Annotated in this window: 19 protein-coding genes and 1 pseudogene; 14 read left to right on the plus strand and 6 right to left on the minus strand. The window is 41.4% G+C overall.

Features of this window, described 5'->3' with window-relative positions:
* The first annotated feature begins 113 nt into the window (after positions 1-113).
* Both ACQKMH_RS02050 and ACQKMH_RS02055 read left to right on the plus strand, forming a co-directional pair.
* Positions 114-1,319: an MFS transporter gene (locus tag ACQKMH_RS02050; protein WP_427585851.1), complete on the plus strand. Its 1,206-nt coding sequence runs from the start codon at positions 114-116 to the stop codon at positions 1,317-1,319.
* 194 nt (positions 1,320-1,513) lie between these two features.
* The gene (locus ACQKMH_RS02055; RefSeq protein WP_427585852.1) at positions 1,514-2,356 is read left to right on the plus strand and encodes an aldo/keto reductase; all 843 of its coding nucleotides are present in this window, start codon (positions 1,514-1,516) and stop codon (positions 2,354-2,356) included.
* 132 nt (positions 2,357-2,488) lie between these two features.
* Here the strand turns inward: ACQKMH_RS02055 and ACQKMH_RS02060 are convergent, their stop codons facing one another.
* The gene (locus ACQKMH_RS02060; RefSeq protein ID WP_427585853.1) at positions 2,489-2,929 is read right to left on the minus strand and encodes a MarR family winged helix-turn-helix transcriptional regulator; all 441 of its coding nucleotides are present in this window, start codon (positions 2,927-2,929) and stop codon (positions 2,489-2,491) included.
* Positions 2,930-3,113: 184 nt separating this feature from the next.
* On the opposite strand from ACQKMH_RS02060, the gene ACQKMH_RS02065 reads away from it, so the two are divergent.
* From ACQKMH_RS02065 to ACQKMH_RS02080, 4 genes are all read left to right on the plus strand, one after another.
* Complete coding sequence (locus ACQKMH_RS02065; protein ID WP_427585854.1) at positions 3,114-4,142, plus strand: NADH:flavin oxidoreductase/NADH oxidase; 1,029 nt, start codon at positions 3,114-3,116, stop codon at positions 4,140-4,142.
* A gap of 246 nt (positions 4,143-4,388) precedes the next feature.
* A complete protein-coding gene (locus ACQKMH_RS02070; protein WP_427585855.1) occupies positions 4,389-4,700 on the plus strand; it encodes a rhodanese-like domain-containing protein in 312 nt (103 codons plus the stop codon).
* A gap of 309 nt (positions 4,701-5,009) precedes the next feature.
* Positions 5,010-6,092, plus strand: coding sequence for a tartrate dehydrogenase (locus ACQKMH_RS02075; protein ID WP_427585856.1), 1,083 nt, complete (start codon positions 5,010-5,012; stop codon positions 6,090-6,092).
* Between the two features lie 65 nt (positions 6,093-6,157).
* Positions 6,158-6,343, plus strand: a complete 186-nt coding sequence (locus ACQKMH_RS02080) for a sporulation protein Cse60 (RefSeq protein WP_230154436.1) — start codon at positions 6,158-6,160, stop codon at positions 6,341-6,343.
* A gap of 136 nt (positions 6,344-6,479) precedes the next feature.
* Here the strand turns inward: ACQKMH_RS02080 and ACQKMH_RS02085 are convergent.
* Positions 6,480-7,371: pseudogene (locus ACQKMH_RS02085) on the minus strand (SDR family oxidoreductase); the annotation flags it as partial.
* 363 nt (positions 7,372-7,734) lie between these two features.
* On the opposite strand from ACQKMH_RS02085, the gene ACQKMH_RS02090 reads away from it, so the two are divergent.
* Entirely contained in the window at positions 7,735-8,295 is a 561-nt protein-coding gene (locus tag ACQKMH_RS02090) for an MEDS domain-containing protein (RefSeq protein WP_427585857.1), read from the plus strand.
* A gap of 18 nt (positions 8,296-8,313) precedes the next feature.
* Positions 8,314-8,628 carry an MGMT family protein gene (locus ACQKMH_RS02095; RefSeq protein WP_427585858.1) on the plus strand — a complete coding sequence of 105 codons (315 nt, stop codon included), beginning with the start codon at positions 8,314-8,316 and terminating at the stop codon, positions 8,626-8,628.
* Between the two features lie 206 nt (positions 8,629-8,834).
* On the opposite strand, the gene ACQKMH_RS02100 is transcribed toward ACQKMH_RS02095, so the two are convergent.
* Complete coding sequence (locus ACQKMH_RS02100; RefSeq protein WP_427585859.1) at positions 8,835-10,100, minus strand: NAD(P)/FAD-dependent oxidoreductase; 1,266 nt, start codon at positions 10,098-10,100, stop codon at positions 8,835-8,837.
* A 205-nt stretch (positions 10,101-10,305) separates the two neighbouring features.
* Between ACQKMH_RS02100 and ACQKMH_RS02105 the strand changes: the two genes are divergently transcribed.
* Positions 10,306-11,907, plus strand: a complete 1,602-nt coding sequence (locus tag ACQKMH_RS02105; protein WP_427585860.1) for a putative polysaccharide biosynthesis protein — start codon at positions 10,306-10,308, stop codon at positions 11,905-11,907.
* A 122-nt stretch (positions 11,908-12,029) separates the two neighbouring features.
* Entirely contained in the window at positions 12,030-12,752 is a 723-nt protein-coding gene (locus tag ACQKMH_RS02110; RefSeq protein ID WP_427585861.1) for a pseudouridine synthase, read from the plus strand.
* A gap of 83 nt (positions 12,753-12,835) precedes the next feature.
* On the opposite strand, the gene ACQKMH_RS02115 is transcribed toward ACQKMH_RS02110, so the two are convergent.
* Entirely contained in the window at positions 12,836-13,057 is a 222-nt protein-coding gene (locus ACQKMH_RS02115; RefSeq protein ID WP_034309346.1) for a DeoR family transcriptional regulator, read from the minus strand.
* A gap of 543 nt (positions 13,058-13,600) precedes the next feature.
* On the opposite strand from ACQKMH_RS02115, the gene ACQKMH_RS02120 reads away from it, so the two are divergent.
* Positions 13,601-13,951 (plus strand): hypothetical protein, encoded by a 351-nt coding sequence (locus ACQKMH_RS02120; RefSeq protein WP_192206148.1) that lies wholly within the window; start codon positions 13,601-13,603, stop codon positions 13,949-13,951.
* Positions 13,952-14,015: 64 nt separating this feature from the next.
* Here the strand turns inward: ACQKMH_RS02120 and ACQKMH_RS02125 are convergent, their stop codons facing one another.
* On the minus strand, positions 14,016-14,195 hold the full coding sequence (locus ACQKMH_RS02125) for a hypothetical protein (RefSeq protein WP_427585862.1): 180 nt from the start codon (positions 14,193-14,195) through the stop codon (positions 14,016-14,018).
* Positions 14,196-14,339: 144 nt separating this feature from the next.
* The gene (locus tag ACQKMH_RS02130; RefSeq protein WP_427585863.1) at positions 14,340-15,098 is read right to left on the minus strand and encodes a DeoR/GlpR family DNA-binding transcription regulator; all 759 of its coding nucleotides are present in this window, start codon (positions 15,096-15,098) and stop codon (positions 14,340-14,342) included.
* 228 nt (positions 15,099-15,326) lie between these two features.
* Here ACQKMH_RS02130 and ACQKMH_RS02135 point away from each other — a divergent pair, with 228 nt between their 5' ends.
* From ACQKMH_RS02135 to ACQKMH_RS02145, 3 genes are read left to right on the plus strand one after another with little or no spacing between them, the layout of a single operon-like run.
* Positions 15,327-16,079 (plus strand): ABC transporter ATP-binding protein, encoded by a 753-nt coding sequence (locus ACQKMH_RS02135; protein ID WP_427585864.1) that lies wholly within the window; start codon positions 15,327-15,329, stop codon positions 16,077-16,079.
* Complete coding sequence (locus tag ACQKMH_RS02140; RefSeq protein WP_427585865.1) at positions 16,072-17,688, plus strand: ABC transporter permease subunit; 1,617 nt, start codon at positions 16,072-16,074, stop codon at positions 17,686-17,688. Before ACQKMH_RS02135 ends, ACQKMH_RS02140 begins: the two co-directional genes overlap by 8 nt.
* A gap of 13 nt (positions 17,689-17,701) precedes the next feature.
* Complete coding sequence (locus ACQKMH_RS02145) at positions 17,702-18,694, plus strand: extracellular solute-binding protein (protein ID WP_427585866.1); 993 nt, start codon at positions 17,702-17,704, stop codon at positions 18,692-18,694.
* Positions 18,695-18,715: the final 21 nt, after the last annotated feature.

Here is an 18,715-nt window from a genome sequence, read left to right on the forward strand (position 1 = left end):
TTTGCATTATATCTCATAATAACATTTGCACACCGAATTACAATGTACCATTTATAAAAAAGTTGCTTAGGCAATTTCAACGATAGTCAAAACAACGGGAAGGAGAAGAGGATATGATTTCAAGTAAAAATAGAAGTACATGGGCATTGCTGGCGTTAGCGATCAGTGCCTTTGCGATTGGAACGACAGAGTTCATCAGCGTGGGATTATTACCACTCATTTCAAAGGATTTACACATTACAGTCACGACGGCCGGATTGACGGTATCCTTATATGCCTTGGGGGTCATGTTCGGGGCACCTATCCTGACATCCCTGACATCGAATATGTCGAGAAAGACTTTATTGCTTTGGATAATGGTCGTGTTCATTGCCGGAAATGCACTAGCGGCTTCTGCGACCACGATCAGTGTATTATTGATCGCCCGTGTCATTTCAGCACTTGCCCACGGTATCTTCATGTCAATAGGTGCGACGATTGCTGCTGATTTGGTCCCTGAAAACCGCAGGGCGAGTGCCATCGCCATCATGTTTACAGGTCTGACGGTGGCAACGGTGACCGGAGTTCCTTTTGGAACCTTCATCGGTCAACAATTCGGCTGGAGATACGCTTTCATCATCATTGTGGCAATCGGTTTGATTGCTTTCATCGGGAACGGCATCCTAGTCCCATCCGATTTAAGAAAAGCTGCACGGACCACGTTCCGTGACCAAATCAAATTGGTGACGAATGGCCGGTTGCTGTTAGTATTCATCATTACAGCGTTAGGCTATGGCGGTACATTCGTCGTCTTCACGTACTTGTCTCCTTTATTACAGGAAGTGACAGGGTTTAAAGAAGGAACTGTCGCCTTGATTTTGCTAGTATATGGAGTAGCCATAGCAATAGGAAATACCCTTGGCGGGAAATTGGCCAATCGCAATCCTATTAATGCCCTATTCTATATGTTTCTTATACAGGCCATTGTACTCGTGGTCTTGACTTTCACGGCACCGTTTAAGATAGCTGGGTTAATTACGATCATTTTAATGGGATTGTTTGCATTCATGAATGTTCCAGGGCTTCAAGTCTATGTCGTCATGTTAGCGGAGCGTTTCGTGCCGAGTGCAGTGGACGTGGCGTCAGCCATCAATATTGCCGCCTTCAATGCAGGAATCGCCATTGGTGCTTACTTAGGAGGGGTGATTACGGATTCGATCGGGCTGATCCATACAGCGTGGATAGGTGGAGTCATGGTGTTTGCAGCAGTGATTTTAACAGGGTGGAGCCGGGCCTTGGAAAGTAAAGACAAAACCAAGCGAACGGAAAAACTAGCATAGGATTGAAAAAATGATGCATGTTAGAATGGTCTGTTTCATTTCTTAAATTGCGTGAAATAGTATCATAAACCAAGTATCATTACATCCCTTCAGCGAATGGGGGAGATTCCTTGAAGGGATGTAATGATACTGATACTAAAAGCGCATTACAGTCTATAAAAACAATGAAGAAAAAATCAGGAGGTAGATGGATAATGGTAACAAATTTACAAGATACAACAACGTTGCATAATGGTGTTAAAATGCCTTGGTTCGGGTTGGGCGTTTTTAAAGTGGAAGAAGGTCCTGAGTTGGTAAATGCGGTTAAAGTGGCGATTAAACATGGTTATCGCAGTATTGATACGGCAGCCATTTATGGAAATGAAGAAGGGGTTGGACAAGGGGTCCGTGAGGGTTTAAAAGAAGCTGGCATCTCCAGGGAAGATTTATTCGTAACATCAAAAGTCTGGAATGCCGATTTAGGGTATGAATCGACTATTGCGGCTTACGAAAACAGCTTAAACAAACTTGGCTTGGAGTACTTGGATTTATATCTCATCCATTGGCCAGTGGAAGGAAAATATAAAGATGCTTGGAGAGCGCTGGAAACTCTTTATAAAGAAGGAAAAGTAAAAGCGATCGGAGTGAGCAATTTCCAGATTCACCATCTTAAAGATGTAATGGAAGATGCAAAAGTGAAGCCGATGGTCAATCAAGTGGAATATCATCCGCGTTTAACTCAAAAAGAACTACAAGCATTTTGTAAGGAACAAGGCATTCAACTTGAGGCTTGGTCTCCTTTGATGCAAGGTCAATTACTGGATAATGAAACATTACAAGCGATTGCTGCAAACCATGGTAAATCCGTCGCACAGATCATTTTACGCTGGGATTTACAAAATGGGACGGTAACGATTCCTAAATCCACGAAAGAACATCGTATTGCAGAAAATTCATCTGTATTCGATTTCGAATTGACGAAAGAAGAAATGAACCAAATTGATGGATTGAATCAGGATCATCGAGTTGGACCAGACCCTGATAATTTTGACTTTTAATAGTTGAATGAAGGAGAGAGACGAGAGCATTCGTCTTTCTCCTTTTTTTGGATACCTTACTAAATATGGAAAAGAAAAAAGCCCCAAATTGAATGGAGCACAATTTCATATAAGCTATCGAAATCGCTTCAATCATTCTTCTGAGGTCCGCTTTTTTGCATGGACGAATAATTTCAGTGCTGTGTCGATGTCATTATTCTTTAAAGTCTTTTCAAGTGTTTCATTTACGGTGGCAAGGATTTCCTGAAGTCTTATCTCCCCAAGGTCCGTAATGATCGCACACACACCGCGACGGTCGTCTTCATATCCAAGCCTTTGAATGACACCGCAGCTTTTATTTTCCATTCTAACAGAAAGCCTTGACATCGCACTTTGACTTAACCCGACTAACTGTTGCAATTCCAGCAGCCTCAGTTTTTTTTCTGGTGTTTTTGATAAAAATAATAAAACATAAAACTCATTCAAAGCCGTTTGGTGTCTTGCTTGCAGCATTCGATCAAGCTCATTGGCGAGCTCGGCATGAATACGTGTAAAAGATAGCCATGTATTTAAAAGGGTTTGTTCACTGGACATTTATATTCGCCTTCCTCTGCTTACTTCCTTTAAATATACCACATATTAAAGAATGTGTACCAACAGACGATAGCGTTTACAATGAACGCAATCGTCTGTTAAGGAGAATCTGATTAGTTGACACAATATTATCGAGATGATATAAATGCATGTGCATGCATTATAAATTGAAGGAGACAAAAAAATGAAAGATTTATTTTCGCCTTATCGCATAAAAGAACTTGAACTGAAAAATAGGATCGTCATGCCGCCGATGTGCCAATATTCCGTCGAAGCGGAAGATGGGATACCAACTAATTGGCATCAGCACCATTATGTGAGCAGAGCAATTGGTGGCACTGGGTTAATCATCGTGGAAATGACGGATGTAGAACCTGATGGCCGGATTACGAATGGCGATCTTGGATTATGGTCTGACGATCAAGTTGATGCCTTCTCAAAAATCGTTAAGGAGGTTCATCAATACGGAGCGAAAATCGGTATCCAAATAGCCCATGCAGGCCGTAAAGCGCAAGATGCCGAAACTCCAGTAGCCCCATCAGCCATAGCATTTGACGAAACGTTTAAAACTCCAAGGGCTTTAGAGACGGAAGAAGTGAAGGAAATGGTCGAAAAATTCCGTTCTTCAGTCAGAAGGGCTGTTCAAGCAGGGTTTGACGTAATTGAATTACATGGTGCACACGGATACTTAATCCACCAATTCACATCACCGCTTACGAATAAACGTGAGGACGAATATGGAAGGGACCTGACTAAATTTGGAGTGGAAGTGATTAATGCTGTGAAAAGCGAAATGCCTGCTGACATGCCATTAATCATGCGCATTTCCGCCAAAGAATATGTTGAAGGCGGATATGGTCTGGAAGAAAGCATTGCCTTTTCAAAAGCCTTTAAAGAAGCAGGCGTGGATATGTTCCATGTGAGTTCTGGCGGAGAAGGTCCTATTGGAGCAGACGGAAGACCGGGTACGCATGCTAGTTATCAAACGCCATTGGCTAGGGAAATTAAAAAAGCTTTGGATATACCAGTGATTGCTGTTGGTCGATTAGACGATCCGATTCTTGCAAATTCAATCATTGGAAATGAAGAAGCAGATTTGGTGGCAGTGGGCAGAGGGATGCTGCGCAATCCTTACTGGACTCTGGAAGCATCAAAAACCTTAAATAAACAAGTAAAGATTCCTAAACAGTATGAGCGAGGTTTCAGACATTAAGAAAGAATCATAAGTTCAAAATAAGACGCCAGCCATTTATATTAGCTGGCGTTTTAATGTTATAGGAGCGGAGATCATTCGGATACGAATCCCGATTTGGCTCCGGATTTCAGAACGGGATGCTTCATGATGAATGGATGAATGGATTCACGAGCTTGAAAAGCGATGGTCCCATTATGTGATGTTTGACTGGAAATTTTGTTATAATGAATAAGATAAATCAAACGATAATTCGAGGTGCTAATTATGGAAGAAATCAAAATCATTACAACGGAAGAAGTGGAAGCCAAGCTTGAGGCAGGAGAGGCGATGGAACTTGTCGATGTTCGTGAAGATGAAGAAGTGCAAGAAGGAATCATCGAAGGCGCAAAACATATTCGCATGAATGATATCCCAGCAAATCTTGACTATTTTGATAAAGAAAAAGAATATATCTTTATCTGCCGTTCAGGACGCCGCAGTGAAAATGTATGCTATTATCTTCAGGAACAAGGATATAAAGTGGCAAATATGGTTGGCGGAATGCTTGAATGGGACGGCGAAGTCATCGTTAAGTGAAGATGTTATTCAAAAAAACCTGTTACTTTTGCAAGCGTAAATCCAAGAATGTAACGACTTATTTGAATGAAGATAGAAAAAAGATCACGGTTTGTTCACAATGCCGTGAGTATGCGGAAAGACGAGCATATTTAAAAGCATGAAAAAAGAGCCCTTTCATTATGGAGGGGCTCTTTTTCATGAACGTTTTCATCCATGTTTTATGCTCAACTCTTCAGAAAATTTTTATCATTAGGATTAGGGCTAATAAGTTATATGTTAAAATTAGGATGAAAAAATCAGAAAATATAGACAAAGGAGAATGGAAGGATGAATGTTTATAAAATAGCGGTCATCGCGGGTGATGGGATAGGCCCAGAAGTGATTAACGAGGGTGTGAAGGTCCTTAAAGAAGTTGCTGGGATTGCCGGGGATTTTTCTTTCGAATTTACATATTTTCCATGGGGTTGTGAATATTATCTTGAGCACGGTAAAATGCTGCCTGACGACGGACTGGAACAATTGAAGAAGTTTGAAGCCGTGTATCTTGGGGCGGTCGGTTATCCTGGTGTACCGGATCATGTCTCATTACGTGAACTTTTGCTGAAAATTAGAAAGCAATTTGATCAATATGTGAATGTTCGGCCCGTAAAATTGCTTCAAGGTGCGCCCTGCCCATTAAAAGACGTTACTCGTGATCAAATTGATATGGTCGTCATCCGTGAAAACAGTGAAGGGGAATATTCCGGTGCCGGTGATTGGCTATTCAAAGGCAAGCCGGAAGAAGTCGTACTGCAGACTGGGGTCTTTTCACGAAAAGGAACGGAGAGAATCATCCGATATGCATATGAACTGGCTCGTAAGACGGGCAGGACACTAACGAGTATAAGCAAGGCGAACGCATTGAATTATTCCATGGTTTTTTGGGATCAGGTATTTGAAGAAGTCGGGATTGAGTATCCGGATGTTGAAACGAATTCATATTTGGTCGATGCGGCCAGCATGTTTTTTGTCAAACAGCCTGAGCGATTTCAAATCGTTGTCACTTCCAATTTGTTTGGTGACATCATCACGGATTTAGGTGCTGCCATTGCAGGCGGGATGGGACTGGCGGCAGGAGCCAATTTAAACCCGGAACGGACCTATCCTTCAATGTTTGAACCGATTCATGGTTCAGCGCCGGATATTGCACACCAAGGCATAGCCAATCCACTTGCCGCCATATGGTCTGCCAGTCAGATTCTTGATTTCTTTGGGCATGAGGAATGGGGCGCAAAAGTGTTGGACGTGGTCGAACAGGTGATGGTCGATAAAAAAGCGCTGACCCCAGATATGGGCGGGGCAGCTTCTACAGAAGAAGTCGGAGATGAGGTGGTTGCATTATTATCCGCTTTACAAACAAAACAAGTATAATCATCATGAAAAACGGGTATCCTGCACAATAACTATCATTATAGTAAAAGGGCAGGGGAGAGTCGATGATTCAAGTGAAATTATTTGATTATGAGCATGAAAAGGACCTAGAGGATGAAATGAACGTCTTCTTGGAAGACATTCGTGAGAATCAAATCGTCGATATCAAATACAATGTCGCCACTTCGGGTGAAGAGGAAGAGGAACAGATTTACTGTTTTAGTGCGATGATCATTTATAAGAAAAAATAAGGGCATGAGGGCCCGATCGTTTTCCGTTGCATAAGACCATATTAGACTACCTATTGCTGCACGAGGGGCAACCAAGGTAGTCTTTTTTCATTAAGTCTAAGAACCACATAAACCCAAGACCTTGACTATGTCTCCAGGATGAAGTCGGTTCCCCACCATTGACATGAAGTGTTTGTCCGGTCACGAAACGGGAATCATCAGAAGCGAGGTATACACATAGGTGGTAGCCAGTTCAAACGGCTGGCCTTGACGTTGCATCGGGTTCTCGACTTGCGTCACTTCATCTGCAGAGAAACTTGCCGGGATGAGCGGCGTCCAAAATTTTCCAGGTGCAATGGCGTTCACCCGGATCCCTTGATCGACAAGACTGTTTGCCAGGGCACGGGTAAAACCAATGTTGGCTCCGTTAGTCGCTGTGTAATCAATTAATTGCTTATTCCCATTAAACGTCACGACTGAAGATGTATTAATGATGGAGGACCCCGCTTTTAAATGTGGAAGGGCTGCTCGGGTTGTGTAAAAGTGGGAATAGATATTCACTTTAAAATATCATCGAATTGCTCATCCGTAATATCAAGCAAGCTTTATTGCTGAAATTGAATGCCTACATGGTTACTAAGAATATCAAGCTTTCCAAATGTTTCGATGGTTTGTTCCACGATATTGATGCATTGCCGTTTATCCCTTAAACCACCAGGCAGCAGTAAGCATCGTTGTCCAAGCTCTTCAATTCTTGTTTTCGTCCGATTAGCATCCTCATGTTCATCCAAATAAGCAATGGAAACATCTGCGCCTTCTTTAGCAAAAGCGATGGCGGCCGCTGCACCGATCCCGCTATCACCGCCAGTTATTAATGCGACCTTGCCTGTTAATTTCCCGCTGCCTCTATAATTGGGATTTTCGATGATAGGCCGTGGCACCATTAATTTTTCTACACCAGGCTGACGAAATTGGCGTTGCTCCGGAACCGTGATGGGGATGTCTTGATAACGAGTTATCTTTCCATAATATTGGTCGAACAATCGGATGAAAAAGTGGAGTTGTTATATGATTCCAATCCCTTTACCTTTGACTTGCCCCTCATAGGGCCAAGTCCGTCCTATTATTATAACCCGCGTTATGTGCCGTATTATCCTGTAATTTAAGGACGAACATCAAAGGGGGGTAAATACATGAAGTAACGGCTATTGAATGGGGCTGCCTTTGTTACTCGAATGAACGGACCCTCATTCCGACGAACCAGATTCCCATTCCGAACCGTTTTAATTTTCACGGGATAAATTAGCAAAGACTGATTATATCCTTCTATGAATTTTACAAACAAGCGGATTATAGGTAAAGTTAAACGTAATACATAGTGCGGACTGGTGTATTTAAAGGAGAGATTCTTTTTGGATAACAATATGAAACAACTGATAGAAAATATGCAACAATCAGGTGGAGGCCATATCTTATACTGTTTTAATGAATTGGAAACCTACATTGAAAACGAGGCAACATTCATTATTGCCGGTGTTGAGCAGGGAGACAATATCCTGGTCGTGGAAAATGATCGCATCTTTCCTTTCGTGCAAAAAAAATTACAGCTTCATTTAAATGAAGAGCAATTGAAGAAAGTGAATCTTATTAATAATTTTGATTTTTATTGTTTTCATGGAGACTTCCATCCTTCAACGCTGGTTCATTATTTCTTGGAAAATATCGATTCATATTCAAAACAAAATCAACTCGTGCGAACCTGGGGCCATGTAGAATGGGGCCAAGAAGATCAAGCAAGCGTTGCGATAGGTGAATATGAAAAAGGAATCGATAAATTGATAACGGAGCGAGGATTGATTTCTGTTTGTGCTTACGATGACCTCAGAGTACCTGAAACGCTTAAAGCAGATTTGATCAAGCATCATGAAATCCTCATAACCGATGAAAAAATTACGATTTTGAATAACAGATAGGACAAAGGGGCGAAGAATATGGAAAGTTTTACTGAACGGGTTATTAAGATCATTCAACATATCCCCTCCGGTAAAGTGATGACATATGGCCAGATTGGACAGCTTGCTGGAAGTCCGCGCGGCGCAAGGCAGGTCGTAAGGATCCTTCATTCAAGCAGCAAAAAATATGACCTTCCTTGGCATCGGGTAATCAATGCCAAAGGCGAAATCGGCATAAAAGCAGAGGGAGCCGCGGAACACCAGAAGGCGATGCTGGAAAGTGAAGGCGTCACATTCACCAATCGGAATACCATTGACCTGGAAGCTTTTCGCTATCATCCAGAAATTTATTAAGGATAGGCCAAAAAAACTGTCGGCGGCACAATGAAAAAAAGTAGTGGAAGGACGAATACGTTCGGCGGGTCGAAAAACTGTGAAATCAATCGAAAAAAGAGGGCTGTCTGCGGAATTATTCTCCAGGAAAACGCTGAATGAATGCCACAACAAACGAAATCACACACAAAAAAGGCTGATCCAACTAGATCAGCCTCTTTTGTGTATTATGAACGGGCATACATGGCAGCATTCAACCCGGCAAGTCTTCCGGTTACTAATGCCGATGTTATATTGTAGCCGCCTGTGTATCCGTGTATATCCAAAATTTCACCGCAGAAATACAGTCCGTCCATTAGTTTGGAAGCCATTTCTTTAGGGTGGATTTCTTTGACGGATACACCGCCGCCTGTGACGAAGGCCTTTTCTAGCGGCTGGGTGCCGTGTACTCCAAATTGGAATTCCTTACATAGTTCAGCAAATCGGCGAATTTTCTCATTTGAGATCGTTGCTCCTTGTTCTTGAAGGTCGATGCCGCTTCGTTCAAGCAGGAAGTGAAGATATCGTTCCGGAACCAACCCTTTTAATGTATTTTTAATGGCTTTTTTCGGTTCGGCTTTGATTTCTTTTATGATGTCTTGAAAGACTTCTTCTTTGTTTCGATCGGGAAGGGCATCGAGCTTCATGGTCACTTCCGAGAGATTCCACTTTTTCATCGCTTTTACGACGAATTGGCTGCATCTTAGTACAGCTGGACCAGAGACGCCAAAATGGGTGAAGAGCATATCCATTTGGTGCGTAATCAAGGCTTTTCCTTTTGGGTTAAGGACACTCAATGAAACATCCCGGAGTGCGAGACCCTGAAGCGTTCGATCTTTAATGAATGTTTCTTGGCTAAGCAAGGGAACTTCAGTCGGGAACAGTTCGGTAATCGTATGCCCCGCCTTTTTAGCCCATCCATAGCCGTCGCCAGTTGAACCGGTATGGGGAACTGATTTTCCACCGACAGCGATCACGACTGCATCTGAATCAATGGTCTGTCCATCTTTCAACCGGACCCCGCTTGTTTTTCCGTGTTCATAGAGTACTTCAGCAACTGGGGAGTTCTTATAAATCGTAACCTTTAAATGCGCCAGGCGCGTCAGCAGGGCATCCACCACACTTTGTGCCTTATCGTTTACAGGGAACATCCGGCCATGGTCTTCTTCTTTTAGAGCAACGCCTAATTTTTCAAAGAATTGAATAATGTCTTCATTGTTGAACTCTGAGAAAGCACTGTATAGAAATCGCCCGTTTCCAGGGATATGCTGAATGATTTCATCGATAGAGAGCCTGTTCGTCACGTTGCAGCGTCCGCCGCCCGAGATTGCAAGTTTCCTTCCAAGCTTCTCGCCTTTATCCACTAACAATACATGGCTACCTTTTTCCCCGGCTGCAATTGCTGCCATCAATCCGGAAGGGCCGCCGCCAATTACCACTACATCATATTTCATATTGATCACCACTTTATCATTTTCAGTCCCTCCATTATATAGCAAGAGCCCGTCAGATTGCGAATGTTGAAAAAGAGGAATTATTTGTTTGTGTATTATCTTCGAAAACGATAAACTTGAGTGTAGTTTTCTATAGAAAAAAAACTTTATTATGTTAAGATAAAAAGCGTGTGAAACGTAACTGACAGAGGCAGGATGGGATTAGATGTCGTCTAAATTTTTAAAAGGGGCTTTTATATTAACGCTGGGAGCGATCATTTCCAAGGTTCTTGGTTTATTTTATGTCATCCCATTTGAACATATGGTTGGGAATAAAGGGGCTTCACTCTATTCATATGGGTATATCCCCTATACCATTTTCATCAGTTTTGCAACGGCAGGGATGCCGCTTGCTGTTTCTAAATTCATTTCGAAGTATAATGCGCTTGAGGAATATGCGGTCGGTGAGAAGTTATTTAAATCGAGTTTGAAATTAATGGTTGTTACCGGCTTTCTTGCCTTTTTGATTCTCTATACGATGGCACCGATGTTTACTGAAGTCTTTGGTGTCAGGAAGGAAGATGTCAGGGATGTCACGGCGGTCATACGGGCAGTCAGCTTTGCCCTGATCTTTGTACCGTTCATGAGCATCATCCGCGGTTACTTTCAAGGACATGAGGCGATGGAGCCAACGGCCATTTCGCAGGTTGTTGAACAAATTGTCCGCATCGTGTTCCTTCTGGCAGGTGTGTATGTTGTATTAAATGTCCTGGATGGAGAATTAGTGAAGGCCATCCAAATAGCTACGTTCGCGGCGACGGTCGGGGCTGTCGGCGGTTTAGTGGTGTTATTTTGGTATTGGAAAAAACAAAAACCCCATTTGGACAGCTTGATGGAGAATGACCGGGGGACGATGGACATTTCCTTGCCGGAGATCTATAAAGAAATATTTCTTTCGTCGATTCCTTTCATATTTGTCGGAATCGCGATGCCATTGTTTCAGTTTGCGGACTTATTGTCTTTCAATAAAGCGATGGCGTCCATCGGTTTACAGCATGTGGCTAAAGATGCCCTTGGGGTTTTGAATGTATATGCCCAAAAGCTAGTCGTAATTCCCATGACGCTTGCAACCGGGTTTTCGATGGCGCTTCTTCCCTCGGTGACGAAGGCATATGCAAGCGAGAATACCGAAGAGTTCAACCGCCAGCTGGACCAAGCCTTTCAAATTTTGTTGTTCATTACGATTCCCGCTGTCGTTGGGATGTCGGTGCTGGCCGATCCAATCTATAGTGCCTTTTACAGCCATGATCCACTTGGAATCAGTGTCCTGAAGGCATATGCGCCCGTTTCCGTTTTGTTTGCACTCTTTTCCATTACGGCGGCTGTTTTACAAGGAATCAATCAGCAAAAATATACGGTGCTCAGTCTGCTTTTAGGTTTTTTAATCAAATTGAGCTTGAATATCCCCATGATCAAGTTGTTTGAAACGGAAGGATCCGTTTATGCAACGGCATTTGGCTATTTAGCGGCGGTCTTGCTGAATATGTATGTCATTACCTACTTTACTGGATATCGTTATAGCCTTACTATCAGAAGGAGCGTATTGATCACTGTTTTTTCCGCGATAATGGGATTGGCAGTATGGGGCATGAACAGTTTATTAGCGATGTGGTTTACAACGGAAGGGCGATTCCAAGCGATCTTGATCGTGGCCATTTGTGCGACTTTCGGAGCTCTCATTTTTGCAGCACTTTCCTTGAAAAGCAAACTTGCCCATCGCCTATTCGGAACCCGGATCGATCGTTTAAAAGAAAAATTAGGATTATAAGATAGAAGTTTGATGTGTAAAATAAAGGGTATTATTAAGTGAATCCCCAGATTAAATTATATTGGCCTTGCCTGTCATAATAGGGGCAAGGCTTTTTACTGAAAAGGCTTTAGGAGGAAACGATGAGAATAGATAAAATATTATCCAATATTGGTTATGGCAGCAGGAAAGAAGTGAAAAAACTCCTGAAATCCGGCGCCGTTAAGGTCAATGATCGGCTACTGAAAGATCCGAAAGAACAAGTCGACCCTGAAGCAGAAATCGTGACGGTTCATGGTGAACGTGTTGAATACAGGGAATTCATCTATTTAATGATGAATAAACCGCCAGGCGTATTGTCGGCAACGGAAGACAAACACCAAGAAACGGTCATCGACATATTGGAGCCAGAAGATTCCGTATTCGAGCCATTTCCTGTAGGTCGTTTGGATAAAGACACAGAAGGTTTATTGCTGATCACGAATGACGGAAAGCTTGCCCACCAACTGCTTTCCCCGAAGAAACATGTCCCTAAAACGTACTTTGCGGTCATTGATGGCGAAGTGACGGAACGGGATATTGAGGCATTCCGCAACGGCGTGACCTTGGATGATGGGTATGAAACAAAACCGGGTGAATTGAATATTCTAAAATCAGGTCTGACATCGGATATCGAGCTGACGATCATGGAAGGGAAGTTCCATCAGGTGAAGCGAATGTTTGAGTCCGTTGGTAAACGTGTCGTCTATCTTAAGCGTCTTTCCATGGGAAGTTTACAGCTTGATGAGGAGCTTGAGCTTGGTGAATACCGAGAGTTAACGATAGAAGAGCTTGAACAGTTAAAAGCGGGCCAACCTGCAGAATAATGATAAGAGGAAAAATGAGGCGGACAAATATTGTCCGCCTCAAAGTATTTTACATATCGATCTTGTTCGGGTGGTCGTTCTTTTTACGATGACATCTTCACCTTTTTACTTGTTGTCGTCCAAAGGCCACGGCTTGGGCTTTGAACAAGGTCATTGTATGCTAAGACATTTAAATCGCGCTGCACAGTTCGAGGAGTGATGCCAAATTCTTCTACAAGCTCTTGAGTAGAAACCGTACCGTTATTACTAATGAACATATAAACGGATTTAATACGGGTTAACATGCGATTTGTTGAAGGTTTCAAAAAATCACTCCTTATTCTTTTCATTGTTATTCTGAACAAATGAAAACAACCGATATGTCGGACAGCATTTCAGCTGTCACTATGTACTTGCTATACCCACCCTATAACTCCTCGGAAACATTTAGAAAAAACAAGATGTCATTAGCTACATTTTACTCCTTTGCAAAAGCAAATTCTATAAAAAGATGCTAATTGACTAAATATTACATTTATTATATCAAATTTTAACAAATATATTCTCTTAACATGTATAAAAATTAATAAAGATATGACTCCATTTGCTCATACTCACATTTTGCCAATAAACGATGCGAAATATGCATCTAAAAAAATGATAAACAGCAAGAACGTTGACTATGGGGAATATGCATGTTATTTTACTAAAAACAGACTTTAAACCGTAATTATTACGGTTTGTGTATAGTTGGAGGATTTGCTTGATGGCTTGCTGTAACGATGTCATAATGAGATATTGAGCAGTTTAACCTTTTCATACATAATCTAAAAGGAATTTAAATATGTACAAATTCGAGGTAGAGCCATATGAACGAAAGATTAATGGAGTTTTTATTACGCGACGAAGTAACCAGGCTTTCTGGCGTGAAAAAACAAGTGTATGAATTCATCGTGAACGAAGAAGATTATCTTGCTTCAAAGGCGGACACAGTCGATCAATTTATGAGACTGCTTGTAAAGCACTCTCCACCCCGGCTCGCAGCCCGTCATTTTAATATGCCATATGGGGAAATCATTCGTTTCATGAATGAAATAGAAGATGAGCTGAATGAGAGATTAGAGGAAAGATGCAAGAAAGTGAAGTGGATGGACTTCACGGAAAAGGACCAGCAGGCATTTGTGGAGTATCATCGAAAGTTATATCTATTCGTAAATTAATTCCGATTGGAAAAATAAAAGACGAGGGGATCAGTATTCCACTTACCCTCGTCTTTTATTAATTTCAAGCCGTTATTCCTGAACTTTGCAAAACAGATTCTGCATTTTCGTTTGCCGGGAGATATCCCTTTTCTAATAGTTCTTTAATGTAAATCTTGTTATGTACAAAAGAAAAAACGATTCCACTGATCAATCCGCCGATGCCAAATGTAAATGAACCAAGTACAACGGTAATGATAAACATAATGATTGCCCATTTTAAATCTCCACGGAATAACGCAGGTAAAAAACCAAAGAAGAATGTAGTCCAACTGAAAAGATGGACGAATGATTTTAAGTGGAAAAACGGGAACGATACGATTGTATCTTTCCCGTTTTTCTCTTGCTTTTAAGAAATGATCAAATGTGTGTCCGTTTCTTTATACATATGGATAAAATCTTTATGTAAATGATCGTCAGTAATGATGTAATCGATCTTATCCAGTGATGAAATCCCGATGGTCACGTCTTTCCCGAACTTTGTGCTGTCAGCGGCAACATAGACTTCTTGTGATAATTCAATGATTTTTTTTCTTGTGTTCGCTTCTTCTAAATTATAGTCGGAGATGCCTTTTTCCACGGTGATGCCACTCGCACAAATAAATGCCTTCGAAATATTCAATTCACTAAAGTTGAATAAGTAATCAAATGCTACAATGGATTGTTCATTTTGCCTCACTTTACCCCCTATGATCAATATCTCGATATCGCTATTGATAAGCTCATTTACAACAGGGATTGAACTGGTTATCACAGTCAGTTTCTTTTTCTGTTTTATATATTTTGCGATTTGATAGGTTGTCGAACCACTATCGATATAGATGCAATCACCATCATTGATATACTCACTGCATTTTTGGGCGATGCTTTCCTTTTCTTCTAATTGGCTGAACATGCGTTCATCTATCGTCGATTCACCAAACTTCGATTGACCTAGCTTAACTCCCCCATAAATCTTTTCTATTTTTCCTTGCCTTGTAAGAAGGTTTAGATCTCTTCTGATGGTTTCGATGGAAACTTGCATTTCTTCAGTAAGCTCGGCAATCTTCATAACTTTTCTAATCGTTAATAACTCGATGATCTTCTTTTGCCTTTCAAGAGGAAGCATAAGTTACACCCGCCTATTCTTCATATCTATCTTCCTGATACTCATTTTAAGTGTACTGTTTACCGTGAACATATTCAACATATAGATGATAAAAATATCACTATTTGGTCAAGAGTTAGTATGAAGTTAGTAAAGAAGTGTTCAGTATTTACATAGTATTTACAAAAATCTCAAATTCGTTTTACAAATGGCTTTTATACTAAGGGAGTATTAAAGGAGGTGAACGGTTTGCTAAAACTACAAAATATTAGCAAGCAATTCGATGGAAAATCAGTTTTGGATAATATAAATCTTGAAATTAAAACGGGGGAGATCGTTTCACTATTAGGACCAAGTGGAAGCGGCAAAACTACTTTATTGCATATAATTTTGGGCTTGACCGGTATCAATCATGGAAAAATCATTTTCAATGATGCCGATTTGAGTAACGTGCCCATGAAAGACCGAGGATTTAATATCGTCTTCCAGGATTACGCTCTTTTCCCTCATTTAAACGCCTATGAAAATATCGTTTATGGATTGAGGAACAGGAAGGGATCCGTTTCCAAGGAAGAGCTTCAGGAATACATCGATTTCCTGGAATTAACACCACATTTGAAAAAAAGGATCAGCGAATTATCCGGGGGTCAGAAACAAAGGGTTTCGATCGCAAGGACTCTTGTCATGAAACCGAAGATCCTCTTACTTGATGAGCCACTGAGTGCTTTGGATGGTGTGATCAAAGAATCAATAAAGGAACGCATCAAATCCATTGCCCGGGAATATAAGCTGACGACAATCATAGTGACACATGACCCGGAAGAGGCTTTGACGATGTCCGATAAAATTTTGATCATTAATCAAGGGAATATTTCTCAATTTGGATCACCACAAGAGATCATCAATCAGCCAGCCAATGATTTTGTTAAGGATTTCATCCTTAAACAGCTGGAGATCAAGAGAGAAAATATTTATAACTTATTCGGTGAAAAGTATGCCTGATGTAAAACCGGCAATGAGAATCATTTATATACCTATCTTACTGCTATTTGCCGCTTTTCTTTTCTTGCCGCTTGGCACATTGTTCGTCCGTTCTTTTAAAACGGCTGATGGAATCAATCTCTCGAACTATCTTACGGTCCTTTCAAATGCAGAGCTGATGAAGTCATTTGGAAACAGCGTGAAAATCTCAGGTCTCACAGCCGTCATTACGACTCTTTTAGCCTTTTTCCTGGCCTATTCGATCCATTGCACCCGATTATATAGGCCATTAAAAAGTGTAATTAAAACAGGAATCCTAATTCCGATGCTGCTGCCGACGATCACATTCGGGTTTGCTATCATCTACTCTTTCGGCAATCAAGGGATCATAACGAAGATTTTTGGAAGGACTCTATTCGATATATACGGATTTAATGGATTATTGATAGGTTATGTGATTTATACATTGCCATCAGCTTTTCTTCTCATTAATAATTCCTTCAAGTACATGGATAAAAAGTTCATCATCGTTTCAAAACTGATGGGTGACGGAACGATAAGAAGTTTCATGAATACGATCATACGGCCATTGGCGGGAACTTTAGGTGGAGCTTTTGTACTTTCCTTCATTTTGAGCTTCACCGATTTTGGGATACCGGCTTCAGTCGGCGGGACCTACTCCGTCGTTGCGACGCAACTGTATCAAGTCATGCTAGGTTCAATCCCGGATTTCAATAATGGTGCAGTGATTGCCATGCTCATGCTCATTCCGGTAGTATTCAGTGTTTTCCTATTAAACTATCTCGAAAAACTTAATTTTCATTATGACAAGTTCAGCGATATCGAATTGACTCAGCACAAAGGGAGGGATATATGTTTTGGAGGTATCTCGCTGCTGGTCTTAATAGGGATGTTTTCTGTATTTGCGGTCATGTTCATTGCACCATTTTTAACTAGTTTTCCTTACAATCTCTCGTTCACCTTAAAGCATTTTATCGACACATTCCAATCGAGCGATTTAACGGCAGTTTATAAAAACTCCTTATTCGTTGCATTGATGACGGCCGTACTGGGAACGTTCATCGCCTTTAGCTCGGCTGTTTTGAATGTCCGGACGCCCCTTAAGGGGAAATCATCAATGGATGTCATTTCGATGTTGACGAATACAGTACCGGGAATGGTGTTGGGTTTATCGTATTTGCTGCTGTTCAACGGCAGTAGCTGGAAGGGGACCTTTGCCATCATCATTCTATGTAACATGGTCCATTTCTTTACAACACCCTATTTAATGGCGAAGAACTCTTTATCCAAAATGAACCCTGCTTGGGAAACCACCGGGAATCTATTGGGGGATAGCTGGATCAGGACAATCTATCGTGTCATCCTGCCTAACTCGGCATCCACGGTCATCGAGATGTTCAGCTACTATTTCATCAATAGTATGGTGACGATCAGCGGAATCATCTTTTTGGTCACCGCCCAAACCACATTAGTGGCCAGTAAAATTAAAGAGCTTCAGCATTTTGCCAAATTCAATGAAATATTCATCCTGTCTTTACTTATCTTTTTTACAAATCTAGTCGTGAAGCTACTTTGTGATCATTATCAAAAAAGACAATTCAAACATTAATGAGGGGGATATTATGTTTAAAACGATGAAGATAGCCTTATTGTCTCTAGTTGCTTTAGGTTTGGTATTTGTATTGGTGGGCCGTAACAGCGGCAAAGCGGATGAAGAAAAGGTGGTCATTTATACGAATGGCGACGAAGAAGCCACTGCAGCAATGGAAGCTTCCCTGAAAGATGCAGGATACGAAGGGAAATATGTCCTTCAATCATTAGGCACATCCGAATTAGGAGGGAAACTGCTGGCAGAAGGCGATGAAATCGAGGCTGATGTCGTGACGATGAGCTCCTATTTCATCGAAAGTGCCCAGGAACAGCACTCCATGTTTAAGGACCTGTCATTCAGTACAAAAGCATTGGAACGAAATCCAGCTTATTATACGCCGATTTTGGCAAATACCGGTTCCATTTTTGTGAATACGGAAGTGATCAAACAAAAAGGCCTGCCGATGCCGACCTCGATAAAGGACTTAACAAAGCCGGAATATAAAGGGTTCGTTTCAATTCCTAATATCCTGGACTCTTCAACAGGGTGGCTGTTAGTTCAAGCCATTATCAGTCAATACGGTGACGAAGAAGGGAAAAAGGTTCTCCATGACTTAATAGCAAATAGCGGTCCGCATCTTGAGAGCTCAGGTTCAGGTCCAATCAATAAAGTGCAAGCAGGGGAAGTTGCTGCCGGTTTTGGTTTACGCTATCAAGCCGTGATGGCTAAAGAGTCGGGCTTACCGATCAAGTTTGTCGATCCGACTGAGGGGAATTTCTCCTATACGGAATCTGTGGCTGTAGTGAATAAAGATAATGAAGCTATAACAAATCTAGCGATGAAAATGGCAGAAACAATCAGTAAAGATGCTAGAGAGGAATTGTTAAAGCATTACCCGGTCGCACTTTATGAAGGTGAAAAGGTAACCGAAAAGAACAAGCCAGCCCACCCTATGAAATTCAAACAGCCTCTAACGGTCGAATTATTAAAGCAGCATCAAGAGTTCTTTAAATCAGCAAAATGATAAATACAGTGAGGAGTGAAG

Source organism: Peribacillus sp. NPDC097895, assembly GCF_050277555.1.
In the GTDB taxonomy this organism is placed as follows: Bacteria; Bacillota; Bacilli; order Bacillales; family DSM-1321; genus Peribacillus.